This is a genomic window from Pseudomonas putida, from assembly GCF_028682475.1.
GTDB lineage: Bacteria > Pseudomonadota > Gammaproteobacteria > Pseudomonadales > Pseudomonadaceae > Aquipseudomonas > Aquipseudomonas putida_AG.
Map to the genome: position 1 here is coordinate 19,310 of NZ_JANHLE010000007.1, position 26,903 is coordinate 46,212.

General features: G+C 60.9%; 24 protein-coding genes. 14 read left to right on the forward strand and 10 right to left on the reverse strand.

What is annotated here, in order from left to right; genetic code table 11:
- Positions 1-147: 147 nt before the first annotated feature.
- Together metH and NPS47_RS08090 are read left to right on the forward strand one after the other, a co-directional pair.
- Positions 148-3,855 carry a methionine synthase gene (gene metH, locus NPS47_RS08085; protein ID WP_274294463.1) on the forward strand — a complete coding sequence of 1,236 codons (3,708 nt, stop codon included), beginning with the start codon at positions 148-150 and terminating at the stop codon, positions 3,853-3,855.
- 103 nt (positions 3,856-3,958) lie between these two features.
- Positions 3,959-4,177 (forward strand): DUF2970 domain-containing protein, encoded by a 219-nt coding sequence (locus NPS47_RS08090; protein WP_038611512.1) that lies wholly within the window; start codon positions 3,959-3,961, stop codon positions 4,175-4,177.
- 262 nt (positions 4,178-4,439) lie between these two features.
- On the opposite strand, the gene NPS47_RS08095 is transcribed toward NPS47_RS08090, so the two are convergent.
- A complete protein-coding gene (locus tag NPS47_RS08095) occupies positions 4,440-5,522 on the reverse strand; it encodes an ABC transporter substrate-binding protein (RefSeq protein WP_274294464.1) in 1,083 nt (360 codons plus the stop codon).
- A gap of 218 nt (positions 5,523-5,740) precedes the next feature.
- Here NPS47_RS08095 and NPS47_RS08100 point away from each other — a divergent pair, with 218 nt between their 5' ends.
- Positions 5,741-7,393, forward strand: a complete 1,653-nt coding sequence (locus NPS47_RS08100) for a nitrite/sulfite reductase (protein WP_274294465.1) — start codon at positions 5,741-5,743, stop codon at positions 7,391-7,393.
- Positions 7,377-7,871, forward strand: a complete 495-nt coding sequence (locus NPS47_RS08105; protein WP_038611520.1) for a DUF934 domain-containing protein — start codon at positions 7,377-7,379, stop codon at positions 7,869-7,871. Before NPS47_RS08100 ends, NPS47_RS08105 begins: the two co-directional genes overlap by 17 nt.
- 44 nt (positions 7,872-7,915) lie before the next feature.
- On the opposite strand, the gene NPS47_RS08110 is transcribed toward NPS47_RS08105, so the two are convergent.
- Together NPS47_RS08110 and sohB are read right to left on the reverse strand one after the other, a co-directional pair.
- The gene (locus NPS47_RS08110; protein ID WP_274294466.1) at positions 7,916-12,877 is read right to left on the reverse strand and encodes a dermonecrotic toxin domain-containing protein; all 4,962 of its coding nucleotides are present in this window, start codon (positions 12,875-12,877) and stop codon (positions 7,916-7,918) included.
- Between the two features lie 318 nt (positions 12,878-13,195).
- Positions 13,196-14,212: a protease SohB gene (gene sohB / locus NPS47_RS08115; protein ID WP_274294467.1), complete on the reverse strand. Its 1,017-nt coding sequence runs from the start codon at positions 14,210-14,212 to the stop codon at positions 13,196-13,198.
- 197 nt (positions 14,213-14,409) lie between these two features.
- Here sohB and NPS47_RS08120 point away from each other — a divergent pair, with 197 nt between their 5' ends.
- From NPS47_RS08120 to NPS47_RS08135, 4 genes are all read left to right on the forward strand, one after another.
- Entirely contained in the window at positions 14,410-15,120 is a 711-nt protein-coding gene (locus NPS47_RS08120; protein ID WP_274294468.1) for a histidine phosphatase family protein, read from the forward strand.
- A 57-nt stretch (positions 15,121-15,177) separates the two neighbouring features.
- Positions 15,178-15,495 (forward strand): SCP2 sterol-binding domain-containing protein, encoded by a 318-nt coding sequence (locus NPS47_RS08125; RefSeq protein WP_274294469.1) that lies wholly within the window; start codon positions 15,178-15,180, stop codon positions 15,493-15,495.
- A 206-nt stretch (positions 15,496-15,701) separates the two neighbouring features.
- On the forward strand, positions 15,702-16,769 hold the full coding sequence (locus NPS47_RS08130) for a phosphotransferase family protein (protein ID WP_274294470.1): 1,068 nt from the start codon (positions 15,702-15,704) through the stop codon (positions 16,767-16,769).
- Positions 16,770-16,791: 22 nt separating this feature from the next.
- Complete coding sequence (locus tag NPS47_RS08135) at positions 16,792-17,559, forward strand: SDR family oxidoreductase (RefSeq protein ID WP_274294471.1); 768 nt, start codon at positions 16,792-16,794, stop codon at positions 17,557-17,559.
- 13 nt (positions 17,560-17,572) lie between these two features.
- Here the strand turns inward: NPS47_RS08135 and NPS47_RS08140 are convergent, their stop codons facing one another.
- Both NPS47_RS08140 and NPS47_RS08145 read right to left on the reverse strand, forming a co-directional pair.
- The gene (locus NPS47_RS08140) at positions 17,573-18,172 is read right to left on the reverse strand and encodes a thioredoxin family protein (protein WP_274294472.1); all 600 of its coding nucleotides are present in this window, start codon (positions 18,170-18,172) and stop codon (positions 17,573-17,575) included.
- A gap of 24 nt (positions 18,173-18,196) precedes the next feature.
- The gene (locus tag NPS47_RS08145; protein ID WP_274294473.1) at positions 18,197-18,463 is read right to left on the reverse strand and encodes a DUF2790 domain-containing protein; all 267 of its coding nucleotides are present in this window, start codon (positions 18,461-18,463) and stop codon (positions 18,197-18,199) included.
- Between the two features lie 224 nt (positions 18,464-18,687).
- On the opposite strand from NPS47_RS08145, the gene NPS47_RS08150 reads away from it, so the two are divergent.
- The 4 genes from NPS47_RS08150 (at position 18,688) to NPS47_RS08165 (ending at position 21,987) form a co-directional block, all read left to right on the forward strand.
- A complete protein-coding gene (locus NPS47_RS08150) occupies positions 18,688-19,428 on the forward strand; it encodes a response regulator (RefSeq protein WP_274294474.1) in 741 nt (246 codons plus the stop codon).
- Positions 19,425-20,738, forward strand: coding sequence for an ATP-binding protein (locus NPS47_RS08155; RefSeq protein ID WP_274294475.1), 1,314 nt, complete (start codon positions 19,425-19,427; stop codon positions 20,736-20,738). Before NPS47_RS08150 ends, NPS47_RS08155 begins: the two co-directional genes overlap by 4 nt.
- Before the next feature lie 125 nt (positions 20,739-20,863).
- Positions 20,864-21,487, forward strand: a complete 624-nt coding sequence (locus NPS47_RS08160) for a ferric reductase-like transmembrane domain-containing protein (RefSeq protein WP_274294476.1) — start codon at positions 20,864-20,866, stop codon at positions 21,485-21,487.
- 14 nt (positions 21,488-21,501) lie between these two features.
- Positions 21,502-21,987, forward strand: a complete 486-nt coding sequence (locus NPS47_RS08165; RefSeq protein WP_274294477.1) for a DoxX family protein — start codon at positions 21,502-21,504, stop codon at positions 21,985-21,987.
- A 56-nt stretch (positions 21,988-22,043) separates the two neighbouring features.
- On the opposite strand, the gene NPS47_RS08170 is transcribed toward NPS47_RS08165, so the two are convergent.
- The 5 genes from NPS47_RS08170 to NPS47_RS08190 all read right to left on the reverse strand — a co-directional run bounded on the left by NPS47_RS08170 (position 22,044) and on the right by NPS47_RS08190 (position 24,245).
- Entirely contained in the window at positions 22,044-22,454 is a 411-nt protein-coding gene (locus NPS47_RS08170; protein WP_274294478.1) for a cupin domain-containing protein, read from the reverse strand.
- A 22-nt stretch (positions 22,455-22,476) separates the two neighbouring features.
- A complete protein-coding gene (locus NPS47_RS08175) occupies positions 22,477-23,232 on the reverse strand; it encodes an SDR family oxidoreductase (protein WP_274294479.1) in 756 nt (251 codons plus the stop codon).
- A gap of 183 nt (positions 23,233-23,415) precedes the next feature.
- Positions 23,416-23,595, reverse strand: a complete 180-nt coding sequence (locus NPS47_RS08180) for an aminoglycoside phosphotransferase family protein (RefSeq protein WP_274294480.1) — start codon at positions 23,593-23,595, stop codon at positions 23,416-23,418.
- Positions 23,596-23,625: 30 nt separating this feature from the next.
- A complete protein-coding gene (locus NPS47_RS08185; RefSeq protein ID WP_274294481.1) occupies positions 23,626-23,853 on the reverse strand; it encodes a YMGG-like glycine zipper-containing protein in 228 nt (75 codons plus the stop codon).
- A gap of 11 nt (positions 23,854-23,864) precedes the next feature.
- Complete coding sequence (locus NPS47_RS08190) at positions 23,865-24,245, reverse strand: hypothetical protein (protein ID WP_274294482.1); 381 nt, start codon at positions 24,243-24,245, stop codon at positions 23,865-23,867.
- Positions 24,246-24,516: 271 nt separating this feature from the next.
- Between NPS47_RS08190 and NPS47_RS08195 the strand changes: the two genes are divergently transcribed.
- Positions 24,517-26,310 carry an alpha/beta fold hydrolase gene (locus NPS47_RS08195; protein ID WP_274294483.1) on the forward strand — a complete coding sequence of 598 codons (1,794 nt, stop codon included), beginning with the start codon at positions 24,517-24,519 and terminating at the stop codon, positions 26,308-26,310.
- Between the two features lie 264 nt (positions 26,311-26,574).
- Positions 26,575-26,865 carry a hypothetical protein gene (locus tag NPS47_RS08200; protein WP_274294630.1) on the forward strand — a complete coding sequence of 97 codons (291 nt, stop codon included), beginning with the start codon at positions 26,575-26,577 and terminating at the stop codon, positions 26,863-26,865.
- Positions 26,866-26,903 lie beyond the last annotated feature (38 nt).

The window sequence follows — 26,903 nt, forward strand, 5'->3', positions numbered from 1 at the left end:
GTCCTGGGTATTGAAAGCTTCACGATTCTACCGGTGCTGGCGGCGCGCCAACATGAATGAAATTCATGTAAATGCTCGACACGTCTAAAAACCGCGCAGCTTTGTTATTATTCCGCAACTTTTGTTTTCGCCCGACCAGGTAGTCCTATGTCTGACCGCAGCGCTCGTTTCCAAGCACTTCAGCACGCACTCAAAGAGCGCATCCTGATTCTCGATGGCGGCATGGGTACTATGATCCAAAGCTACCGCCTAGAGGAACACGACTATCGTGGCACGCGCTTCGCCGATTGGCCAAGCGATGTCAAAGGCAACAACGACCTGTTGCTGCTCTCGCGCCCGGATGTCATCGCCGCCATCGAGAAGGCGTATCTGGATGCCGGTGCCGATATTCTTGAAACCAACACCTTCAACGCCACGCAGATTTCCCAGGCCGACTACGGCATGGAAGCGCTGGTGTATGAGCTGAACGTGCAAGGCGCGCGCATCGCCCGCCAGGTCGCCGATGCCAAGACCCTGGAAACCCCGGACAAGCCGCGCTTCGTCGCCGGCGTGCTCGGCCCGACCAGCCGTACCTGCTCGATCTCCCCGGACGTCAACGATCCCGGCTACCGCAACGTCACCTTCGACTTGCTGGTAGAAAACTACATCGAGGCCACCCGCGGCCTGATCGAGGGCGGCGCCGACCTGATCCTGATCGAGACCATCTTCGACACCCTCAACGCCAAGGCGGCGATCTTTGCCGTGCAGCAGGTCTTCGAGGAAGACGGCGTCGAATTGCCGATCATGATTTCCGGGACCATCACCGACGCCTCCGGTCGCACCCTGTCCGGGCAGACCACCGAAGCGTTCTGGAACTCGGTGCGGCACGCCAACCCGATCTCGGTGGGCCTGAACTGTGCGCTCGGTGCCAAGGACCTGCGGCCTTACCTGGAAGAGCTGTCGGACAAGGCCGGCACCCATGTGTCGGCACACCCCAACGCCGGCCTGCCGAACGCCTTCGGCGAATACGATGAAACCCCGGCCGAGATGGCCGTAGTGGTCGAGGAGTTCGCTGCCAGTGGTTTCCTCAACATCATCGGCGGTTGCTGCGGCACCACGCCGGGGCACATCCAGGCGATTGCCGAGGCCGTAGCCAAGCACAAACCACGGGCCATTCCAGACATTCCCAAGGCCTGTCGCCTGTCGGGCCTGGAGCCGTTCACCATCGATCGCAACTCGCTGTTCGTCAACGTCGGCGAGCGCACCAACATCACCGGCTCCGCCAAATTCGCCCGCCTGATCCGCGAAGAGAACTACACCGAAGCGCTGGAAGTCGCCCTGCAGCAGGTCGAGGCCGGGGCCCAGGTGATCGACATCAACATGGACGAAGGGATGCTCGACTCCCAGGCGGCCATGGTCAAGTTCCTCAACCTGATCGCCGGTGAGCCGGACATCTCGCGCGTACCGATCATGATCGACTCCTCCAAGTGGGAAGTGATCGAAGCCGGCCTCAAGTGCATCCAGGGCAAGGGCATCGTCAACTCGATCTCGATGAAAGAAGGTGTCGAGGCCTTCAAGCATCACGCCAAACTGTGCAAGCGCTACGGCGCCGCTGTGGTGGTGATGGCCTTCGACGAAGTCGGCCAGGCCGATACCGCTGCGCGCAAGCGCGAGATCTGCCAGCGCAGCTACGACATCCTGGTCAACGAAGTGGGCTTCCCGCCGGAAGACATCATCTTCGACCCGAACATCTTCGCCGTTGCCACCGGCATCGAAGAGCACAACAACTACGCCGTCGATTTCATCGAGGCCTGCGCCTACATTCGCGACCACCTGCCCTACGCGCTGAGCTCGGGCGGGGTGTCCAACGTGTCGTTCTCGTTCCGTGGCAACAACCCGGTGCGTGAGGCGATTCACTCGGTGTTCCTCTACCACGCGATCCAGAATGGCCTGACCATGGGTATCGTCAACGCCGGCCAGCTGGAGATCTACGACGAGATTCCGGCGGTCCTGCGCGAGAAGGTCGAGGACGTGGTGCTCAACCGCACCCCGGAAGGCACCGACGCCCTGCTGGCGATTGCCGACGACTACAAGGGCGGCGGCGCGGTCAAGGAGGTCGAGAACGAAGAGTGGCGTTCGCTGCCGGTCGACAAGCGCCTGGAACACGCGCTGGTCAAAGGCATCACCGCCTTTATCGTCGAAGACACCGAGGAGTGCCGCCAGCAATGCGCGCGCCCGATCGAAGTCATCGAAGGCCCGCTGATGAGCGGCATGAACGTGGTCGGCGACCTGTTCGGCGCCGGCAAGATGTTCCTGCCGCAGGTGGTGAAATCGGCGCGGGTGATGAAGCAGGCGGTGGCTCACCTGATTCCGTTCATCGAAGCGGAAAAAGGCGACAAGCCCGAAGCCAAAGGCAAGATCCTCATGGCCACGGTCAAGGGCGACGTGCACGACATCGGCAAGAACATCGTCGGCGTGGTACTGGGTTGCAATGGTTACGACATCGTTGACCTGGGTGTAATGGTGCCGGCCGAGAAGATCCTGCAGACCGCCCGCGAACAGAAGTGCGACATCATCGGCCTGTCCGGCCTGATCACCCCATCGCTGGACGAGATGGTCCATGTCGCCCGCGAGATGCAGCGCCAGGATTTCCACCTGCCGTTGATGATCGGTGGCGCGACCACCTCCAAGGCGCACACGGCGGTGAAGATCGAGCCCAAGTACAGCAATGATGCGGTGGTCTATGTGACCGACGCCTCACGCGCTGTCGGCGTGGCGACCCAGCTGTTGTCCAAGGAACTCAAGCCTGGCTTCGTCGAGAAGACCCGTCTGGACTATATCGAAGTGCGCGAGCGCACCGCCAATCGCAGCGCCCGCACCGAGCGCCTGAGCTACGCGCAGTCGATTGCGGCCAAGCCGAAGTACGACTGGACCGATTATCAACCGGCAGTGCCGACCTTTACCGGGGTCAAGGTGCTGGAAAACATCGACCTCAAGGTACTGGCCGAATACATCGACTGGACGCCGTTCTTCATCTCCTGGGACCTGGCCGGCAAGTACCCGCGCATCCTCACCGACGAAGTGGTCGGTGAAGCGGCCACCGCGCTGTTCAAGGACGCCCAGGAAATGCTCGCCAAGCTGATCGACGAGAAACTGATCAGCGCCCGCGCGGTGTTCGGTTTCTGGCCGGCCAACCAGGTCAACCACGACGATATCGAAGTCTATGGTGCCGACGGCCAGCCACTGGCCCAGCTCCACCACCTGCGCCAGCAGACCATCAAACCGGACAACAAGCCGAACTTCTCCCTGGCCGACTTCGTCGCGCCGAAGGAGACCGGCATCACTGACTACGTCGGCGGCTTCATCACCACCGCAGGCATCGGTGCCGAAGAAGTGGCCAAGGCTTACCAGGACAAGGGCGACGACTACAACTCGATCATGGTCAAGGCCCTCGCCGACCGTCTGGCCGAGGCCTGCGCCGAATGGCTGCACGAGCAGGTGCGTAAAGACTACTGGGGTTACGCCAAGGACGAGCACCTGAGCAACGAAGCGCTGATCAAGGAGCAGTACTCGGGGATCCGCCCTGCCCCGGGCTACCCGGCCTGCCCGGACCACACTGAGAAGGAAACCCTGTTCCGCCTGCTCGATGGCACCGCCATCGGCGAAACCGGCCCCAGCGGCGTGTTCCTCACCGAGCACTTCGCCATGTTCCCGGCGGCGGCGGTCAGCGGCTGGTACTTCGCGCACCCGCAGGCGCAGTACTTTGCCGTGGGCAAGGTCGACAAGGATCAGGTGCAGAGCTACACCGCGCGTAAAGGCCAGGACTTGAGCGTGAGTGAGCGCTGGCTGGCGCCTAACCTTGGCTATGACAACTGACTGAAATCGCGGGGCAAGCCCGCTCCCACCGATCAAGGTAGGAGCGGGCTTGCCCCGCGATCCGGTCTACACTGAGGGCGATGCCTATCCCAAGGAGCCCCTCATGGACGACCCAGCCCAAGGCAAACCCCCAACCTTCTGGCAGATGCTGCAAAGCATTCTGGCGGCGGCGTTCGGCGTGCAAAGCGGCAAGAACCGCGCCCGCGACTTCACCTACGGCAAGGCCAGCCATTTCATTGCGCTGGGCACCGTCTTCACCTTGATCTTCATTCTGGTACTCGTGGGGCTGGTGCAACTGGCCATGCACCTCACCGCGCGCTGAAACGCAATCCGCCCGCAGATATCCATTCTGCGGGCGGCTCATGATTGCCCATCGCGTGATATTACTGGTGGCTGACCCAATACACCGCGGTCACAACAACCAGGACGATCAGACAGAGTATCGCCCAGGCATCGACACTGCTGTCACTCTTACCCGCTTTGGTCGAGTTTCCCATTGCATTGCCTCTTATTGGTGGTTATGGGAATGCATGTCACCCGTAGCAGTTAAGTCCAGCAATGCCCTTTGCTCAAGCAGGGCTATTTTAATATTTGACCGGTGCACTCAGGAATGGATAGCGGTATTCGGCGGGATGGCCCTGAGCGCTGAAACGGTTGAAGTCCAGCCCGTAGTCGGCCTGACCGTGGAGACTCAACCAGCGCCGGGCACGTAGCGGATCAATCAACTGCAGCACCGGCACCTGGTGATCACGCTGCCCATCCCGATCAATTGGCAGTTTCAGCGCATCATCGTGCAACAACACCATTGCCCAGCCACCGAGAGAGAAGTGCCCGCCCATCAGCACGCTGAGACGGCCGTCGATCCGCGCCTGCAGGGCTTGCGGGGAACTGTTGACGGCACTGAACAGCACATCCTTGCCTGGCGTGCGGCCGGCTTCGACAAACGCCTGCATGGCACCAAAGGCCATCTCGTCGTTGGCCGACCAGACCAGTTCGATCTTCGGGTATCGCTTCAACAGTTGCTGCGCCTGCTCGTAAGCCCGCTGCTGGCCCCAGCCGCCGTACACCACCTGACGCAAACGTACCTGCGGATGTTCGGCCAGGGCCCGGCGCATGCCCTGCTCGCGCAACTGCGCGGCGGGCGTGGTCTTGAGGCCGGAAAACGCCAGCAGCTCGACCGGCTGCTGTGCGCCTTTGCGCGCGTGCAGGGCAATCAGTTCGTTGAGCATCTGGTAGCCGGCCTGCTCATCGTTACCCACCAGGGTGCCCCGTAATGGCGGGTACTTGTCCGGATGCGCGCGAATCAACTCGGCCTGATCATGGGTCAGGCCGTTATTGACCAGAAACAGCTTGACCCCGCTGCCCCGTGACAGGCGAATGATTTCCGGGGCCACGTACTGCTCATTGACCAGTACCAGATAATCAGGCCGCGGCTGGCCTTCAAGCACCTGGCGTGCCTGGGTCAGCGCCAGCTCCGGTCGCCGCTCGCTGTATTCGATGCGCAACTGCATGCCCAGATCCTTGGCGGCCGCCTGCATGAAGTTCGAATAGCTGACCCAGAAGGTTTCGTTGGAATAACCCGGATTGAGAAAGACCACCGACGCGGCGTGCGCACTGGCAGCCAGCGGCAGACTCAGGCACAGGCTTTGGCACAAGGCCTTGAGCATGCGGATTCGCTCCTGCTATTCAAACCATTGATTATAAACACCGCAGAGGGTTGAACGGCGAAATGCCAGTCAGTCTCACTTAGTCCGAATGGTTCTTTTCATATGCAAAAACATCACTTTTGCGCATAAACGCAAACTGCTATCTTTCCTTCGCTCCGTTTAGGGAGTGCGCGGCCGTGCGCGCGATTAGCTGCAAGCAGCTTGAGAACAGGACCCCTATGTACGTATACGACGAGTACGATCAGCGGATCATCGAGGACCGCGTAAAGCAGTTCCGTGATCAGACCCGCCGCTACCTGGCCGGTGAGCTGAGCGAAGAAGAGTTCCGCCCCCTGCGCCTGCAAAATGGCCTCTATATCCAACGTTTTGCCCCGATGTTGCGGGTCGCCGTGCCTTATGGCCAGCTGACGTCGCGCCAGACTCGGATGCTGGCGAAGATCGCGCGCGACTACGACAAGGGCTATGCCCACATCAGCACCCGGCAGAACGTGCAGTACAACTGGCCTGCCCTGGAAGACATCCCGGACATCCTGGCTGAGCTGGCCACCGTGCAGATGCACGCGATCCAGACCAGCGGCAACTGCCTGCGCAACGTCACCACCGACCAGTTCGCCGGAGTCGCTGCCGATGAAGTGATCGACCCTCGCCCATGGTGTGAGATCGTTCGCCAGTGGACCACCTTCCACCCCGAATTCGCTTACCTGCCACGCAAATTCAAAATTGCGATCAATGGCTCGAGCAGCGACCGTGCGGCCATCGAAGTACACGATATCGGCCTGGAGCCGGTGTACAACGCCGCTGGCGAGCTGGGTTTCCGCGTTCTGGTCGGTGGCGGCCTGGGCCGTACCCCGGTGGTCGGTGCCTTCATCAATGAGTTCCTGCCGTGGCAGGACCTGCTCAGCTACCTGGACGCGATCCTGCGGGTGTACAACCGCTATGGCCGTCGCGACAACAAGTACAAGGCGCGGATCAAGATCCTGGTCAAGGCGCTCACCCCTGAAGTGTTCGCCGAGAAGGTCGCGGCCGAAATGGTCCACCTGCGCGGCGGCAGCACCACGCTGACCGAAGCCGAAGTGCAGCGCGTGGCCAAGCACTTCGTCGACCCGGACTACAAGGCGCTGGACAACCTCGACTTCAGCGAACTCGAGCAACAGCACCCAGGCTTCGCCCGCTGGCGCACCCGCAACGTCCTGGCGCACAAGAAGCCTGGCTACGTTGCCGTGACCCTGTCGCTCAAGCCTACCGGCGTCGCCCCTGGCGACCTGACCGACAAACAGCTCGATGCCGTCGCCGATCTTGCCGAGCGCTACAGCTTCGGCCAGCTGCGTACCTCCCACGAGCAGAACATCATCCTCGCCGATGTCGAGCAGAGCCAGCTGCACGCCCTGTGGCTGGAGTTGCGTGAAAACGGTTTCGCCACGCCGAACATCGGCCTGCTGACCGACATCATCTGCTGCCCGGGCGGCGATTTCTGCTCGCTGGCCAACGCCAAGTCGATCCCGATTGCCGAGTCCATCCAGCGCCGTTTCGACGACCTGGACTACCTGTTCGACATCGGCGAACTGGACCTGAACATCTCCGGCTGCATGAACGCCTGTGGTCACCACCACGTTGGCCACATCGGCATTCTCGGGGTGGACAAGAAAGGCGAAGAGTTCTATCAGGTCTCCCTCGGTGGCAGCGCCAGCCGCGACGCCAGCCTGGGCAAGATCCTCGGCCCTTCGTTTGCCCAGGACGACATGCCGGATGTGATCGAGAAGCTGATCGACGTCTACGTTGAAAAACGCACCGAAGACGAGCGCTTCATCGACACCTACCAGCGTATTGGCATCGACCCTTTCAAGGAACGCGTCTATGCAGCGAATCATTAAGAACAACGAAATCGTCGACGAAACCTGGCACCTGCTGCCCAAGGACTTCAACATTGACGAGGTGACCAACTGCGACGACTACATCGTGCCGCTGCAGTTGTGGCGTGAACACGGCCATATGCTCAAGGCCCGCGACGGCGGTCTGGGTGTATGGCTGGACGCCGACGAAGAGGCCGAAGAGATCGGCCACGTTGCCAACGAGTTCCAGGTCATTGCCTTGAACTTCCCGGCGTTCACTGACGGGCGCAACTACTCCAATGCGCGTCTGCTGCGTGATCGCTACAAGTTCACCGGCGAGCTGCGCGCCATTGGCGACGTGCTGCGCGACCAGCTGTTCTACATGAAGCGCTGCGGTTTCGACGCCTTCGCCCTGCGTGCCGACAAGGACCCGGTTGAAGCACTGGAAAGCCTCAAGGACTTCTCGGTGACCTACCAGGCTGCAACCGACGAACCGCAACCGCTGTTCCGTCGCCGTTGAACAAACAAGGCCCCGCATGCGGGGCCTTGTTTATTTGTCACACCTCAGGCCTGAGCCTCTTCAGCCTGGGTCAACCTTAGCAACAGCGCGTTCTCAGCCTCTTCTCTGGCGCTTTTCAGCGCGTCGCTCTCCTGCTTGTACTGTCCACCGTTGATTTCAATCTTTCGAAACGCACCCTCTGCGTCGATCGGCTCTGCACCCAATGCTGTACGCAAGAACGCCAACACCTCGCCATCGAGCATTTCAGGGCCCTTATCGGACACACCAGCGCAGAAGTCCAGGTACTCCTGACCCTCGGCCCACCTGTCCCGGAAACTATCGAATTGCGACACGTAACGCTGCTCCAGGTAACGCGTCCAATTGATATCCTCGACCATCCATGCTTGCCGGTTTGCGACCGTATCACGCGCCAAGACTGCACTTTTAACCCGCTGTACCGTCTGCGGCGACAGATTGGCAGTGGTCTCATAAAGCATGCCGCTGGAAGGCTCTGGGTAATCCAGCTCACTCGCCAGCTGCTGGCGCAAGGCCAGTCGAATTTCGATGTCATCGACTTCGTCACGCCTCAACAGGGCATCAGTGATGTCATCCAGCGGATCCAGCGGGGTCAGCGCACTGTTCGCCCTCAAGGCTTGACGCCGCTGCTTGCGGGCCAATGACAGTACATCGGCCATGCGCTGGACTTCATGGCGACGAAACAACTGTTTGTACAATCCCAACAGCTCGGTACTGCGCTCAGCGGTGACGGCTTCCTGACTACGTTGAAACCCCAGCACTGCGATTTCCAGGGCGCTGAAAGCATCGGCACCGGCATCGCCACAAGTGACCGGAAAAGCTTCGGCGATTTCGAGCAGTTCCATTCGTAGCTGCTGGTGCTGCGAGGCAAGCTGGAGCATTGACCATACCCGCTTGCGCACATCCGCCCCATTGCGTTGAAACTCCCTGGACAAGGCCAGCCGGTCAAGCATGTCACGCAGTGCCTGGTGCCCGTTATCCTTGAACAGATCATGCCAGAGCTCGCGTTGTGCCTGGGTTGCACCCCGCAGCCAGGGGTCGCCAGGTAGTCCTGGCAGGGCCGCTTCAGCTTCGAACTCTACCCCGATCACATCCAGGCGCGCGATGCTCTCAGCGTCCAGTGGGTTGTAGGAAATGTCCAGCCCCTGCGTAGCATGTGTATTGGCCTGCAGCCCAGCGCCAAAGCGCGTAGCGGCCAGGTCCGGCAATTGCGTGATCCGATTTTGGCTCAGGCTGACGATACGCAACGGGTAGGGGTCCAGGTTCATCAGGGTGGTCAGTCCGTCCGGCCATTCACTTAATTGGCAATTAATGAGTTCCAGTTCTTGCAACCGGATCAGATTGCCCAGTTCAGGCGCCCGCCCCAAGGTGTTGCTACTCAAGCGCAAACGCTGCAACCGGTCAAAGCTTGAGAAGACCTGGGCACCGGCTTCATCCAGCGCCAGCCTGGTACTGCTCAAGTCCAGATCCTGCAGGGGTAATCGGGCCAGGACTTGCAGATCATTGCTACTCAAACCCACTTGATTGAAGCGCAAGTTCAGTCGGGTCAATCCAGGCAATCGGCTTAGCGTTTCCAGCGCCGCGGTGGGGATATTGGTTAACTGATTGCTTTGCAAGCTCAGTGACCGCAGGCGGGTTAATGGCTGCAACGTATCAAACATGGTATCGCTGCTGTTCAGGCCAATCGCGTCCAAATCCAGATCTTGCAAGTCAGTCAATGCAGTGAGCTCAGGCGGTATGCTACCCAGCGGGTTGCCCTGCAACGACAGGCTTTGCAGCCTGGGAAAACACCGCAGAAAACCGCTGGGCACTTCGCTCAAGCCCATGTCGGCCACCGTCAGGCTTCGAATGTGCTCGAAACGCGCCGTCAGCAAAGGTAGAGACCCGCTGTTACGCGCAAATAAACTCAGCCGCAAGCTCGAACGATCGCCTATTCGGCGCCAGGCGTCTATCAGACTGCTACGGACTTCGTTGCGAGCAAATCTGACAATCATGTTGCGGCCGGAGCCTGCCCACTGTTCAAGAGTTTGCTCGAGCATTGCGAATTCGGCCTCTAACCTGAACAGGCCGTCCGCCAACGTCTGATTCTCGCTCAGCAACTGCACTTTCATTGCCTCAAGCTCTTCCCAGCTCAACGTCGGGAACAAGGCGTTGAGCCGGGCATCAATTGACGATGTTGTCGACCCCATCCCACCCAGGGGATACCCGACACGGCCATCAGCCAAGCGCAACGGTGTGCGAAACCACGGCTTTATTGGCTGCTGCCCGAGTAATCTGGCCGCCCTAGCACGATCCTCCACAGCAAGCGAATACAATGCGGTGCGCAACGTTTGTACAGCATGGATGTCGAGCCTCAACGCCCTGCGCTCGCTATCGGGTAGAGCCCTGAGCAGGGAGACGATAACCTCCTGATGCTTGCTCAGTTCGAGCCCTTGGGCGTCGTAGGCGGTGTATCGCCCAGCCTGGCGCACCAGCGTCTTAAGCTCGCCCCCAGGTTTTCCGGCACTGGCCAGCAAGCGCCCGGACAACCTGTCCTCGCGCATCTCCAGGTAAACCGTGTCGGTCCAGCCCGGCAGTTTCGTCAACAGTCCCACGGCCAGGCGATCGCTGTCCAGGTTCGCCAGCGTGGCTTGATGCACACCCTGTATCGCCTGATTCAACACAATCTGGCGTTGGTAGACACGCGCCTCCTCGGCCAGACGCAAAGGCACCCGGCCATCACTGGCCTGCAATTGCAAGCGCTCAGCGGCGTTAGCAGCCTCTACGATCTCTCGTGCAGCAGCGTCAGTCAGCTTCGGAAAGTCGCGCATCAGACGTTGCTGCTCAATGGAATGAGACGGACGTTGATGCTCGTACAAAATTTTGAAGATATTGGCGCGGCGCATTACCGCGCGTTCTGCAATCAGTGCACGTAACACCTCCAGGCGCTTATCCGTCTCGACACTGGATCCGAACAATTGGAGGGCTTCGGTCTCGGTCAGGTCCGCCAACACCTTTTCGGCCAGTTTGTTGGCATACAGCTCTTTTTCCGATAGACGAATGACGCGGCCACTGGGCCAGCGTTCGGCACCATAGCGAACAGGCGCTCTGCTCGACATGCTTTCGTCGTAAACCTCAATGATCCGCTGCGGCCACCGAGGCAACTCCTGGCCCAGGCTGGGAGCCAACCCCAACCCCTGTACGTCGCCTGTTCCCTCCCCCAAGGCGTTGATCAACCGGGTGACCTGGCGGTCTACCCGAAAGCGCTGCAAAGTTTCCTTCAGCAACGGCGGCACGGGTAGTTGCTCCAAGTGCATACGCCGCAGCACCGCGTCGTCGATACCACTGATCTGCACGGCGTGTTCAAGCACCTCATCAGGTAATCCCTCTGCCGTGGCGCCAATGCGGCTGAGCAGCTTTTCATGGCTCCATTGCATCGGTAGCTCACCGACGGCTTGCCAGGTGCCTTCCTGGTTATGCTTGAGGGCTGGCTGGTACGCTTCGGGGTCATCCGGGTGACGGACCGACCAAGCACCGTCAGTGCCCTCGAACACTTCGAAGACCTGCCCGTCGATGCGGATGTAGGACTTGCCATCAAGGTAGTGCAAGCCCTTTTCATCCGGGACGCTGTTACCCAGATCGACATCGCGTGCATAGGCTGCCAGGTCCGGTTTCCACAAGCGCTGCTCACCGTTGGGCAGGGTGACACGTACCAAACTGTCTACACGTTCGCTCGCCTGCAACGGCGCCGCAGCATGAGTGACGAGACCCAGACCGGCAGCCAGGGCGACATTCAATATCACCGACTCGAAATGCTCCAGCGCCTCATCCCGTTCACCCGCTTCCCAGGCATGGGCGCCGTCGATGATTTCTTTGACCAGTTGTCCACCTGCCACTACCGCCATCACCGCACCAAGCGCAGGCACAAAGAACGCAGCGGCGTTGAGCAGATTGAAACCGATGCTTTCCCAGTAAGCCAGGCGCCGCTTCTTCGCAGCCTCATCCACGTCTGCACTGGGCACGGCAAAGTCGCGCGCATTAGCCTTGATTCGCTTTAGCTGCTGGTCTTGTACATAGCCAAATAACTCACCTTCAATCGCCGCATCACGCAGGTGCAGATTGGCCCTGGGATTGAGCTGGCCACCCGCATCGAGGCTCCTGTCATAAAGCGCCTCATTGAGCAGCTTGAAGAAATGTTCTTGCTCGTGCCTGGGCACAAAGGTACGAAACAGCTCCAGGTACGTGGACGTCAGCAGGTTAACCCGCAGGTCCTGCTTGAACGCTGCCACTGAGGCGTACTCTTTCAGCGGATACAACGGTGCACCTGGCAAATAGACGACAATCGGCTCCACTTCATCGCTGGTAATCCTGTTGGCGCTGAACACCAGAACGCCATCCAGCGCTGACTGGAACATGCTCAGTGATTGGCAGATGACAGGCTTGCCATGCAGAAGCGGTGCACGCTCCCCTTTTAGCAAGCCGTCGAACATCTGCTGAACCGAGGCTGAGATTTCACCCTTCATCAGCGCCGTTTGTGCCACAAGACGCAAATTATCTTTGTAGGCATTGATCAACAAAGTGCGAAGGGCATCTGCAGACGTGGGGTTCTCGAATACTTCGCTCAAGTGCGTCTGATACTTGCCGCCCAGATCCAGCTCATGACACAACGTGGCAAAGCGTGCGGGGTCGATGTCCAGCTTGCTGGTATAGCGGTATTGAAAACGCGGGTAAGCACCTGCCTGCCCCGGGGCCAGCTCCAGCACAAAGTCCCCCTTGGCAGCCAAGGCACTACCCGGCAGAAATTCGCTATCCGCGGCAAAGTTCTGCATTGCCGCCTGGAGCAAACTTTGCTGGCGTGGCTTGATCCTGAGCATGCTGCCCAGCATTACGGACTCTTGATGGATTTCCACCAGCTCGGTCAAAGCAACATCGAGCTCGACATTCAGATCGGCTTTCAGCTTGGCCTTGAGCAAAGGCTCGGCAAAACCAGCCAGCCCCAGAAAATTCTTCAAGGCCTTGGCCAGGGCCTGGGCTGAATTTCGGCTGCTTTGCTGGGCATCAAGCAGCGCCTGACGGGCTTCTTTGCTGGCATCAAAGAACCAGGCGCTAGAGCCGGACGGATGCAACTGGGCCGGGCGCAGACTCTTGCGCCAACGTTTGAGGTCGTCAGCGCTGGCATATTTGAGCCAATCCGGCAGGCGATCGAGTAAAAAGCGGCCATGCAGGCCAGGGACCGAGATCGATTGAGAGATCAACATAGGGGGAATTCCTGTGGTCAGTTGGACCCACAGGAAATCCGACTCGCCCTATGCTGCGGTGTTACATATTGCTCAGCGCCATTGGCCGAGCTTGCTCCAGAGCCCGAGCAATGTGCTTTCGATCGAACCGCTGGCCGCCAGCCCTACCCGCTCCTGCAGGCTTTTGCGTTCGGCATAGTGCAAGTGGTACAGGTTCGACTCACGTGCACGGTCGCCCAGGTACTCGTCACTGGTCTTGAGCTCGTCGACCAGTTGCTTGTTCAGCGCGGCAACGCCCAACCAGACCTCGCCAGTAGCGACATCGTCAATATGCAGCTGCGGGCGGTAGCGCGAGACGAAGTCTTTGAACAACTGATGGGTGACATCCAGGTCTTCCTGGAACTTTTCCCGGCCCTTCTCGGTGTTTTCGCCAAACACGGTGACGGTTCGTTTGTATTCACCCGCAGTGAACACTTCGAAATCGACGTCATGTTTTTTCAGCAGGCGGTTGACGTTAGGCAACTGCGCCACCACACCGATCGAACCGAGAATGGCAAAGGGTGCACTGATGATCTTGTCGCCGATGCAAGCCATCATGTAGCCACCGCTGGCTGCGACCTTGTCGATACAGATCGTCAGCGGAATACCCGCCTGGCGAATACGCGCCAGCTGCGAAGAGGCCAGACCGTAGCTGTGAACCATGCCGCCGCCGCTCTCCAGGCGCAGCACCACTTCATCGCGCGGCGTCGCCAGGCTCAGCACGGCGGTGATTTCGTGACGCAGGCTTTCAGTGGCTGAAGCCTTGATGTCACCGTCAAAATCGAGGACGAAGACCCGGGGTTTGTCTTCGGGGGTTTTCTTCTGCTGCTTTTGCGCCTTGGCCTGCTGCTTGCGCAGGGCCTTGAGCTGGGCCTTGTCCAGCAGGCTGCTTTCCAGGCGCTCACGCAAGTCCTTGTAGAACTCGTTGAGCTTGTCGACATGCAACTGGCCGCCTGCTTTGCGCCGGCCTTTGCCGCGCAACCCGGCAATCGCCGAAAGAACGACCAGAATCGCGATCACCAGGGTCGCGGTCTTGGCGAGAAAGCTTGCGTACTCTGCAAGAAACTCCACAGTAACTCCTTAACATGCCGGCGCCCGAACGGCGCGAACCGATAGTCAAGCATACCGACGCGGCCTTGCCCCTGCCAGCGTAGGAAACGTCCAGCAATGCAGTTCAAACGCTCTTTTCAAACGCTTGTATGTTTTTTCGTTGACAGCCCGCCAGCGGCATCCTAACCTCGGCCTCATTCTTACCGCAGGCGCACGACGTGGGCAGCATCTACCTGATTCGACATGGCCAGGCCTCATTTGGTGCAGACGACTATGACGTCCTTTCACCTGTGGGCATGCGTCAGAGCGAAGCGCTCGGCAAACACCTGGCCCAGCTGGGGGTTCGCCTGGATCGTTGCCTGGCCGGCGACTTGCGCCGCCAACAAGACACCGCGCGTCTGGCCCTGGCGGCCATGAACCAGGCCGGTTGCAGCGTGCCTGAACTGGAAACCGATGCCGCCTTCAACGAATTCGACGCCGACGCGGTCATCCGCGGGCTGCTGCCGGGGCTGTTGCCACAAGAACCCGAAGCGCTGCATATCCTGCGCAACGCGGCCCAGAACCGCAGCGAGTTCCAGCGTCTGTTCGCCCTGCTTATCCAGCGCTGGCACGGCGGCGAGCACCCAAGTGACGGCCTGGAATCCTGGCAGGCATTTATCGAGCGTGTTGACGGTGGCCTGCAGCGGGTGCTGCAACAGGCCGACAACGGCGACAACATTGCGATTTTCACTTCGGGCGGCACTATCACCGCCCTGCTCCACCTGGTTACCCGTATCACTGCCAGCCAGGCTTTCGAGCTGAACTGGCAGATCATCAACACCTCGCTCAGCCAGCTGAAGTTTCGTGGCCGCGAGGTGGCCCTGGCTTCCTTCAACAGCCAAGCCCATGTGCAGCTGCTGAAGGTGCCGGAGCTCATCACCTACCGTTGAGTCCCGGCCCGTGGCAGCCTTCACCGGTTGCCGTAATCACTTAATAAGGAACACACCATGAGCGATGTAGCAAAAGCCGTCGAAGCGATGAAAGCCAAGTTCAACCCAGCCGCTGCTGCCGGTCTTGACCTGGTGTTCGGTTTCAACATCACCGACGAAGACAAGCACTACGCCCTGATCGTCAAGGATGGCACCTGCGAAATCCAGGAAGGCGAAAACGACGACGCCAACTGCACCCTGGTGCTGGACAGCGAAACCCTCAAAGGCATCGTCAGCGGTGATACCGATGGCATGCAAGCATTCATGGGCGGCAAGCTGCGCGTCGAAGGCGACATGATGCTGTCGATGAAGCTGAGCGAGCTGTTCCCGGCCTGAGCCCTGCGCTGATGCCAACTAAAACCGGAGCCTTGAACGGCTTCGGTTTTTTTTCGTCTGCTCTTCGGTGGGAGCGGGCTGTCACCCATCAGGGTCGTTGATCGACCTGCAACACGCTGGCCTATAAGGCTGTGCCAGACTTGTTCGGGTCTGTCGCGAGAATTAGATTAGCCAATAGTCACTGGCTTCAATCATAAGGGAAAAGCATGACGCTCACCGATCAGTCCACCCAGGTCCGCCCCGGCGAAGAACTCGATGCCGCGGTCATCGACCCTTATCTGAAGGCGCACATTGCCGGCCTCAGCGGCACGCCGCAGATCAGTCAGTTCCCCGGCGGCGCGTCCAACCTGACGTACCTGGTGCAGTATCCCGAGCGCGAGTTCGTCCTGCGCCGTCCGCCGTTCGGCCACAAAGCCAAGTCGGCGCACGACATGGGCCGCGAGTTCCGCATCCTCAACCAGCTCAACAGTGGCTTCCCCTACTGCCCCAAGGCCTACGTGCATTGCACCGACGAGGCGCTGATCGGCGGCGAGTTCTACGTCATGGACCGGGTCAAGGGCATCATCCTGCGCTCGGACCTGCCGCCGGAGCTGGGCCTGGATGCCGCCCGCACCGAGACGCTGTGCAAGAGCTTTATCGAGCGTATGGTCGAACTGCACCAGGTGGACTACAACGCCTGTGGCCTGGGTGACCTGGGCAAGCCTGATGGTTACGTGCAGCGCCAGATCGAAGGCTGGAGCAGTCGCTATGAGAAGGCGCTGACCCCGGATGCACCACGCTGGGAAAAGGTCATCGCCTGGCTGCGCGAAAAAATGCCGGCCGATCACCCCAAGCCTGCCATCGTGCACAACGACTACCGCTTCGACAACGTCATCCTCGATGCCGACAACCCGATGCGCATCATCGGCGTGCTCGACTGGGAAATGACCACCCTCGGCGACCCGCTGATGGACCTGGGCAACACCCTGGCCTACTGGATCGAAGCCAGCGACCCGGCACCGGTGCAACTGATGCGCCGCCAGCCAAGCAACGCCCCGGGCATGCTCAGCCGCCAGCAATTCGTCGACTACTACGCCGAACGCGCCGGAATCAGCATCGACAACTACGACTTCTATTACACCTACGGCCTGTTCCGCCTCGCCGGGATCGTCCAGCAGATCTACTACCGCTTCTTCCATGGCCAGACCCAGGACAAGCGCTTCGCTCAGTTCATCCACATGAACAAACTGCTGGAGCACATGAGCCTGCAGGTCATCGCCAAATCCAGCCTCTGACGACTACAACAAGGAAAACACCATGTCCAAGACCCAACTGTTCGACCTCGACGGCAAGATTGCCTTTGTTTCCGGGGCCAGCCGCGGGATCGGCGAGGCGATTGCCCACCTGCTGGCCCAGCAAGGCGCCCATGTGATCGTGTCCAGCCGCAAGCTCGACGGCTGCCAGCAGGTCGCCGACGCCATTATCGCCGCAGGCGGCAAAGCCACGGCGATTGCTTGCCATATCGGTGAGATGGAACAGATTGGCGCCGTGTTTGCCGCGATTCGCGAACAGTTCGGCCGCCTGGACATTCTGGTCAACAACGCCGCGACCAACCCGCAGTTCTGCAACGTCCTGGACACCGACCTCGGCGCTTTCCAGAAGACCGTCGATGTGAATATCCGCGGCTACTTCTTCATGTCGGTCGAAGCCGGCAAGCTGATGCGTGAAAACGGCGGCGGCAGCATCATCAACGTGGCGTCGATCAACGGTGTATCGCCGGGCGTGTTCCAGGGCATCTACTCGGTGACCAAGGCGGCGGTGATCAACATGACCAAGGTCTTCGCCAAGGAGTGCGCGCCATTCGGCATTCGCTGCAACGCCCTGCTGCCGGGCCTGACCGACACCAAGTTCGCCTCGGCGCTGGTCAAGAACGACGCGATCCTCAACACCGCACTGCAGCAGATCCCGCTCAAGCGTGTGGCCGATCCGAAAGAGATGGCCGGCGCTGTGCTGTATCTGGCCAGTGACGCCTCCAGCTACACCACCGGTGTGGCCTTGAACGTCGACGGTGGTTTCCTCTCCTGATTGCCTAGCGACATCAAGGAGCAAGCCCGCGCTGCTCTGCCAGCAGCTGCTGGATCACTTGCTCCTGGGTGTCATAGGCGCCCTCGCCAAAATGCACAAAGCGTACCCGGCCCTGGGCATCGACAAAGTAGTGGGCCGGCCAGAACTGATTGCCGAAGGCATTCCAGATGGCGTAACGGTTGTCGATAGCCACCGGGTACTCAATACCCAGCTTGGCAACTTGCCCACGCACGTTGTCGATGTCGTTTTCGTAGTCGTACTCCGGTGTGTGCACGCCGATCACCACCAGGCCCTGGTCGGCGTAGCGCTTGGCCCAGGTGTTGACGTACGGCAGGCTACGCCGGCAGTTGATGCAGTCGTAGGTCCAGAAATCCACCAGTACAACCTTGCCCTTGAGCGCTTGGCGATCCAGTGGTGGCGAGTTGAGCCACTGCACTGCGCCGCTCAATTCAGGCATGGGGCCCAGGCTGTCCAGCTGCGAAAGGCCAGCCAGCAAGCGGCCGCCCAGGCCTAAAGCAATCAGCGAAAGGGCCAGCGCAGCGGCGATGCCAACCCTGCGCCGTGCTGGATTCAGGCGGCGCAAGGCGCCGCCCAGCGATGTGAACAATGACATGGTCGACTCTCTCCGTGAGGGTGCTTAACCACCTTCGTGGCAGGCACCGGTGGCGTAGGTCTGGTATTGCACGCTGCGCGGCTGGCCTTTGGAATCCAGGTAGTCCATCTTCGCCGTGACCACGCCACAGCTCTGGGCATTGTTGTCGTGAATGTCCAGGACTTTCTGAACGTCCAGGTGCTGGCCGTAATGATAGTTCTGCACCGGTACACTGCTGTCGGCAAAAGCGCCGAAGGCAGCACAGCCGAAGGTGGCGAACAGGCCGATGCGGGCCAGGGTCTTGAAGGTCATGTCGAGTCTCCCGGGTGAAGGGTTCACCCTCTGCCGGAGAGGAACCGCCCTCCCCGTTGAGACCTATTTGAGGCGCCCAAGGTATCGCCGATGTGTCCGGATCAGCCGCCATTGCCTCTTCAGGTATCTGCCGCCAGAGTAGATACACTGCAATACAAACCCCGGCAGGCAAGCGCCACCGGGCTCTGTACACTTCAAGCCAAGCGCTTGAACAGGAGCCGGGCATGGACCATATCGATCATGTGCTGATTGTCGACGATGATCGCGAAATCAGAGAGCTGGTAGGCAACTACCTGAAGAAGAACGGGCTGCGCACCAGCATTGTCGCTGACGGCCGGCAGATGCGCGCCTTTCTGGAATCCAACGTGGTCGACCTGATCGTCCTCGACATCATGATGCCCGGCGACGACGGCCTGTTGCTCTGCCGCGAGCTGCGTGCCGGCAAACACAAGGCTACCCCGGTGCTGATGTTGACCGCGCGCAACGACGAGACCGACCGCATCATCGGCCTGGAAATGGGCGCCGACGACTACCTGACCAAACCCTTTTCGGCGCGCGAGCTGCTGGCCCGCATCAACGCCGTGCTGCGCCGCACGCGGATGCTGCCGCCGAACCTGACCCTCAGCGAAAGCAGCCGCTTGATCGCTTTCGGCCAATGGCGCCTGGACACCACCGCCCGTCACCTGCTCGACAGCGACGGCACCCTGGTGGCCTTGAGTGGCGCCGAGTACCGCCTGCTGCGGGTGTTCCTCGACCATCCACAGCGGGTGCTCAGCCGCGAGCAGCTGCTCAACCTCACCCAGGGCCGCGAGGCGGATATCTTCGACCGCTCCATCGACCTGCTGGTCAGCCGCCTGCGCCAGCGCCTGCAGGACGACGCCCGCGAATCGGCCTATATCAAGACCGTGCGCAGTGAGGGCTATGTGTTCTCACTGCCGGTGCAACTGGTCGAGCCGCAGTCATGAGTGCACCGCTGCGCTGGCCGCGCACCCTGGCCTCGCGCCTGGCGCTGATCTTTTTCACCGGGCTGGTACTGGCCTACGGCTTGTCGTTCAGCTTTCAGTTCTACGAGCGTTACATCAGTTCGCGCTCGATGATGCTCGGTAACCTGGAGCAGGATGTGTCCACCTCGGTGGCCATCCTCGACCGCTTGCCCGCTGCCGAACGCGAGGCCTGGTTGCCGCGCCTGGAGCGGCGTACCTACCGTTACCGGCTGGATCAAGGCCAACCCGGTCAACCGCTGCCATTGGGCGATGCGCCAATGGCCGCGCAGTCCATCGACAAAGCCATCGGCCATCAGTACCCGTTGACCTTCGAGAATCTGCCCGGGCCGAACCCGCACTTTCAGGTACACCTGCGCCTGGCCGATGGCAAACCGCTGACCGTGGATGTCACCCCGGCACCGATACCGCTGTCGACCTGGCTGCCAGTGGTGCTGCTGATACAACTGGTGCTGTTGCTGCTGTGCACCTGGCTGGCGGTGAAGACCGCCATCGGCCCGCTGACGCGCCTGGCCCACGCCGTCGACAGCCTCGACCCCAATGCCCCGGGCCCGCTGCTGGATGAAAGCGGCCCGCGCGAAGTGCGCTATGCGGCAGTGGCCTTCAATTCGCTGCAAGCGCGCATTGCCGCCTACCTGAAGGAGCGCATGCAGCTGCTGGCAGCGATATCCCATGATCTGCAAACCCCCATCACCCGCATGAAGCTGCGGGTCGAAGTGATGGACTCCTCACACGAGAAAGACAAACTCTGGAGCGATCTGGAAGCCATGGAGCACCTGGTGCGCGAGGGCGTGGCCTATGCGCGCAGTATCGACGGCAGCACCGAAGCCAGTTGCCGGGTCAACCTCGACGCCTTTCTCGACAGCCTGGTGCTCGACTACCAGGACAGCGGCCAGCAGGTGACACTTGAGGCCAGCACCGGCGCGGTGATCGACACCCGCCCGCATGCCTTGCGCCGCGTGCTGGTCAACCTGATCGACAACGCCCTCAAGTTCGCTGGCGCCGCGCAACTGGAAGTAGAGTCCGGTGCAGGCCACAGGACCTTGATCCGGGTGCTGGACAGTGGCCCCGGGATTCCCGCCGATGAACTTGAAGAGGTGCTCAAGCCGTTCTACCGCGTCGAAGGCTCGCGCAACCGCACGACCGGCGGCACCGGCCTGGGCCTGGCCATCGCCCAGCAATTGACCCAGGCCATCGGCGGCAGCCTGAGCCTGAGCAATCGCGACAGCGGTGGCCTGTGCGCGCAGATCGAATTGCCCGCCCGCGGCGTCTGAAGCCTTCAGTACATAACGATACATAATGAGCGGTGGCCGACACACTGCAGATAAGTGCCCTTGCAACACTCCCGGACAGACAAGCGTCGACACCCCGACGGCGCCCTCTGCGTCTGGAGCCCTTGATGAAACTGCCCGCCTTGCCCTCCGGCTGGAAACTGTTCGGCCTGCTGGCCGTGATAACCCTGACGATGACCGCACTGATCCTGGCCGCCCAACCGCTGGGCGCGGACGGCCTGCGCAGTGCCATCCGCGCCACTGCGCGCAGCTCGTTCGCGTTGTTCCTGCTGACCTTCCTGGCCTCGTCGCTGGCCATTCTGCTGCCGGGGGATACAACGCGCCGGCTGTTGCGCGAGCGACGCTTTCTGGGCCTGGCGTTTGCCTTTTCGCACACGGTGCACGGCGTGTTGATCTACCGGTATGCGCAGCAGTTTCCCGCGCTGTTCTGGGCTGGGCGCACGGTTACCTCAAGCCTGCCCGGCACGGTCGGTTACCTGTTCATCCTGTTGCTGACCCTGACCTCGTTCAAGGCACCGATGCGCCTGCTCGGATCGCGGGCGTGGAAGCAACTGCACAGTGTCGGTACCTGGATCATTGCCCTGGTGTTCTGCCTGTCGTTCTACAAGCGCATTCCCATGGGCGCGTGGTATGTGCTGGCGTTCTCGACAATGTTTGCTGCCATCGCCCTCAAGCTCACCGCCAAGCTGGCCCTGCGCGTGCGTCGCGCAGCAGCGGCCTTTTCGTCCTGATCGAGGAACTTGTCATGACCGCTATCACTACCCCCTTTGCCCCCTTGGATCGTTTTGGCGCCTGGAGTGCCGACCTCGCCTTGCGGGTCTTTCTGGCCTGGGAATTTTTCGAGTCGGGCTGGCAAAAATGGAATGGCGAAAACTGGTTCGAACAGCTGCAGTCGGCCTTTCCTTTCCCGTTCAACCAGCTGTCGGCCAGCTTCAACTGGCAGCTGTCGATGTGGGCAGAACTGCTGTGCGCGTTATTGCTGCTGACAGGTCTGGCGACACGCTTCTCTGCGCTGGTGCTGTTCATTGTCACCGTGGTGGCCATTGCCGCGGTACATTGGCCGGCGCACTGGTCGGGGCTTGCGGAACTGGCGCAGGGGTATTCGATCAGTGACCACGGTTTTGGCAACTTCAAGCTGCCGTTGATCTATCTGGTGGCATTGCTGCCGCTGATGCTCAAAGGTGCCGGGAAACTGAGCCTGGATAATCTGCTGCTGCACTGGCGTCGTTGAGATCATCGCGAGGCAGGCCCGTTCCCACAAAGTAGGAGCGGGCTTGCCCCGCGCTGCTACTGCACCGGTAGCAGCGCCGGCTTGCCGGCATCCTTAAGCAGAAACACCACAAACTTCGCTGGCTTGTCCTGGCTGGCATTGCGCCCGACTGTATGGACATCGGCAGGGCCTTCATGGAAGGTCTGGCCCGGCATCAAGGTGACTTCCTTACCGCCCTTTACGCCCATGACCACCGAACCCTCCAGCACATAGACAAAACCGTGGGCGTCATGACGGTGCACCGGATCGGCGCCGCCTGGCGGGTACGCCACTTCCAGTATCACTACTTCCTTGCCTGGGTAATCGGGCAGCGCCTTGGTCATCACCGGGGTGACGGTGGGCGGCGGCGCACTGGCTGCCGGCGATTGAGCATGAACCACCGTGGCGCCCAGCAAAGGTACAAGCACAAGCAATGACGAGATGCGCATAGTGCTCTCCTGGTCGTGCGGGTCAGTGTTGGACAGGTGTGTTTTTCAACCACGTCTGAAAATGCAGACCGCCGGTGATCGCATCGGCGTCGGGCGTCAACGAGCGATCATCGATCGGTGCGCCGAAATAAGTGGCCTGGGGATCGGCGATCACTTCACGGGGATCCTGCTGGTGCTGCAGATAACTGCGCACGAACTCGTGCAGCGGCTGGCGGTCAGGCCCTGCGACCTCAAAGGTGCGGTTGGCCGCAGGCTTGTCGACAAGCTCGGCCAGTGCCTGGGCAACGTCAGATGAGGCTACCGGTTGCAGAGCAGCGGTGCTCACACGCACACAGTTGCCGTCGGCACCGGAGTAGGCAATGGCGCCCATGAACTCGAAAAACTGCGTGGCCCGCAGAATGGTATAGGGCACAGCGGACGCTTTGATCAGCTTCTCCTGAGCCATCTTGGCGCGGAAGTACCCGCTTTCCAGCATGCGCTCGGTGCCCACCACGCAGAGGGCGATGTGATGCTTTACCCCACAGGCCTTTTCCGCGGCAAACAGATTGCGCCCGCAGGTTTCGAAGAACCGCAGCACTGCAGCATCTTCGAACGACGGCGAGTTAGCCACATCAACAACCACATCAGCGCCTTCCAGCGCCAGCTCCAGGCCTTCACCGGTCAGGGCATTGACGCCGGTCTGCGGGGAGGCGGCAAGCACCGCATACCCCTTCGCACGCAGGTTGTTGCACAACTGGGTACCGATCAGGCCGGTACCGCCGATCACAACGACTTTCATGGCTGAGTCTCCCGCAAAGTGGGCGGCGAGCGTGTCCGACGCCACGGGATGACTGCATGAGGTGGTAAGGGGCGCGCTCGTGGGTAACGTTGCAAACTTTCATGATAGTGCTTCGTGTACCGACGAGCGCTGGGACGGATCAGTGGTTACCCTTACGCCCCCGGTGGGGGGCGTGCCTGCAGACTAAAGAACCGGCGCTGCGCCCGCTCCTTCCCACCAGACCATGAGCAGGTTGCCTACCTGCTCTTCTGGTTCTTGCGAGATTTTCAGCATGGCAGGGATGCCGTGCTGGCGAATGGGCAACAGGTTGCCGTTCAACGAGACAAAAGCAGCCCCGTCGACGGTCAACGCCCAGCGTTTCAAATAGTGATCGAACAGCGCGAAGTGCCTCGTCTACTTCTGCTGCCTGCTACCTCTGATGTTGCCGGCAACCCCGCCGGCGACGGCGCCGATCGCAGCGCCAGTCCATCCACTGCCACCGGAGATCGCGGCAATGCCAGCGCCGGCCGCAGCACCGATAGCGGCACCGCTCACTGTCCCCTGCTGCTGAGCGGACATCGAGGTGCAGCCGATCACACTCGCCGCAGTGAGGGCTGCGGCCAACAATAAGGACCTGTTCATCTTCACCTCCGCTATTTGTTCTGCGTCAGACCGGGCACGACCATCTCGAACCAGAGGGTCTCGATGACGGGTCGTTTCACCTGGTCGGGATGGGCGGCGTACCACTGGTTGAGCCCTTCGCGCACGGTATCGAGCGTTTGGCCCTTCAATCCCCTGGCGAAACGTGGAATCAGGCTGTGGTCATCGGAAGGCGGCTTCGCCTTATGGTAGGCCGCCTCCACCTCGTAGGCATTGGCGATGCCGATGAGGTAAACCTTCTTGAGCTGCTCCGACGACTGCATCCATTGCTCGCCGGTGATCAGGGCAACCCCTTCGGCGCGGGCAATACCCGAAGCCGTCGCCAAGGCCACCCACATCGCCCATACCAACGTGCTCAATCGCAATGCGCTCATCGTCTTCCCTCCTCGCCAGGTTGAACCGCTACATGTGCCACTCGTTTCTTAGCCTCACGCTCGCATCAGTCAGCCGCTAACCCCGGGCCTACAGACAAGTCTAGATTCCTAAATGGCCGCTGCCTGTCCGCAGACCAGCCGTTCAGCTCATCGGTCCTCGATTCCCTTGTCATGAAATGAAAATTCGCTGTCGTGCGATGAGAGGTAATCGCAACCGCTGTTGCCCTAGAGTCGGGGCACAACAACACAGCGCCCGGACACGAGAGCCGCCATGAGCAGATCGACCCGCACCAGCGAGACCGCAACGCCCACCCAACGCCCCCAGGCGACCCCCCGAAAGCGTCGAGCTCGCAAGGAGAGCGATCTCCCGGACAACCACCAGCTACAAGAACTGATCGGCACGGCTGCCAACCAGACCCTGGCCGGCAATCCGCTGGTCAGCGTGCGCCCGGCGGACCTGGCCAGCTCGGCCGGCTATCTGCTCAAGGCCGTGGGCAAGTCGCCGCTCAAAGCTGGCACTCATCTGGGCGGCTACCTGAAGGCGCTGCGCGGCATCGTCGGTGGCAACTCCTGCATCGCGCCGGACCCTAAGGACAAGCGCTTCGCCGACCCGGCCTGGCAATCCAACGCCTTCCTGCGCGCCCTGCTGCAGAGCTACCTGGCCGGCCAAAGTGAGCTAACCCGCTTCATCGAAGCCACCGACCTTGCCCCGCTGGAAAAGAGCCGCGCCCGGTTCGTAGCGGCGCTCCTGGCCGATGCCGTGGCACCGAGCAACTCGCCACTGACCAATCCGGCGGCGCTGCGCAAGCTGGTGGACACCGGTGGCATGAGCCTGGCCAGGGGCATGCGCCAGTTCGGCGAGGATATGCTGAACAACCGCGGGCTGCCGAAACAGGTCGACAGCACGCCGTTCAAGGTTGGGGAAAACATCGCCACGGCCAAGGGCGAAGTGGTATTTCGCAACGAGATGTTCGAGCTGCTGCAGTTCGCGCCCACCACCGAAAATGTCTATGCCCGGCCCTTGGTGATGTCGCCGCCGCAAATCAACAAGTACTACGCCATCGACCTGTCGCCGGAGAAAAGCCTGATCAAGTGGATTCAGGACAGCGGCGTGAATCTCTTCGTCATCAGTTGGCGCAATCCCACCCGCGAGCACCGCGACTGGGGCTTGTCCGAATACGCGCTGTGCCTCGACCAGGCGGTGGACGTGGCGCGCAGGATTACCGGTAGCGCGGATGTGAACATGTGGGGCTCCTGCTCCGGCGGCATCACCCTGGCGGCCTACCTGGGCTGGCTGGCGGCCCGTGGCGAAGGGCACAAGGTGGCCAACACCAGCTGGGCGGTGTGCGTGCTCGACATGCCGTCGGCGCTGGACGACACCACCCTGGGGCTGTTCACCACCCCGTCCGCCCTGCGCGCGGCCAAGGCCAGCTCGCGGCGCAAGGGCGTGCTCAGCGGCCAGGGCATGGCCCGCATGTTCGCCTGGATGCGGCCCAACGACCTGATCTGGAACTACTGGGTCAACAACTACCTGCTGGGCAACAAGCCGCCGGCCTTCGACATCCTGGCCTGGAACAACGACACCACGCGGCTACCCGCCCAACTGCACGCGGACTACCTCGACCTGATCCAGCAGAACCCCTACAGCAACCCCGGCACCCTGGAGATTGCCGGCGAGCCGATCGACATGACCCAGGTGAAGGTGGGCGCCTATGTAGTTGGCGGCACCACTGACCACATCACCCCCTGGCAGGGCTGCTACGGCACCGCCCGGCTGTTTGGTGAAGACACAACCTACGTGCTCTCCAACGCCGGCCACCTGCAGAGCCTGGTGAATCCGCCGGGCAACCCCAAGTCGTTCTACTACGCCGCGCCTGCCGCCGCCGAGTCCCCGGAAACCTGGTTACAGAATGCCGGGGAGCGACAGCAAGGCAGCTGGTGGCCGCATTGGCGCGAATGGATCGGGGAGCGCTCGGGCGACAGCCTGCCGGCAGCGAAGAAGCTCGGCTCACGCAAGTACCCGCCCCTCTGCCCCGCACCTGGCACCTATGTCATGGAGCGCTGAGGTTTTTACCAGTAGTGGTCTTCAACCGGTGGGAGCGGGCTTGCCCCGCGATTGCGGTCTGTCAGAGACATCAAATCGCGGGGCAAGCCCGCTCCCACCACAGAGGCTACGTTGACCCTAACCTGGATTGAGAACTGCCTGCCGGCCAGAAGCCGCCAGTGGTCGTTGCATTTCGCTGGTCGCTGGCGGGTAGCTAAGCTTAATAAATCGGGGCAACTTGAAACTTGGGTGGGCATCCAGACGCCGCACCCCAAGGAGACGACCATGTACGCGGTGATAAGAACCTACCTGGGTGCTGGAGCAAAGCAGCTTTTCGAGCGTTTAGAAGAGCGCAAAGCCGACGTCGAAGCTGCCCTGCGCACAGTGCCTGGCCTGGTCAGCTACACACTGCTCAATACCGGTGATGGTGGTACTTCAGTGACTGTATGCACGGACAAGGCCGGCAGCGATGCAAGTTTGAAAGTCGCACGGGACTGGGTTCAGAACAACGCATCACATATCCACGCGGACCCGCCGATCGTGACGGAAGGTCCGGTCATTGTGCAGATCAACTAACGTGCACTTCGGCTTGATAGCCAACAAAACCGCTCTTT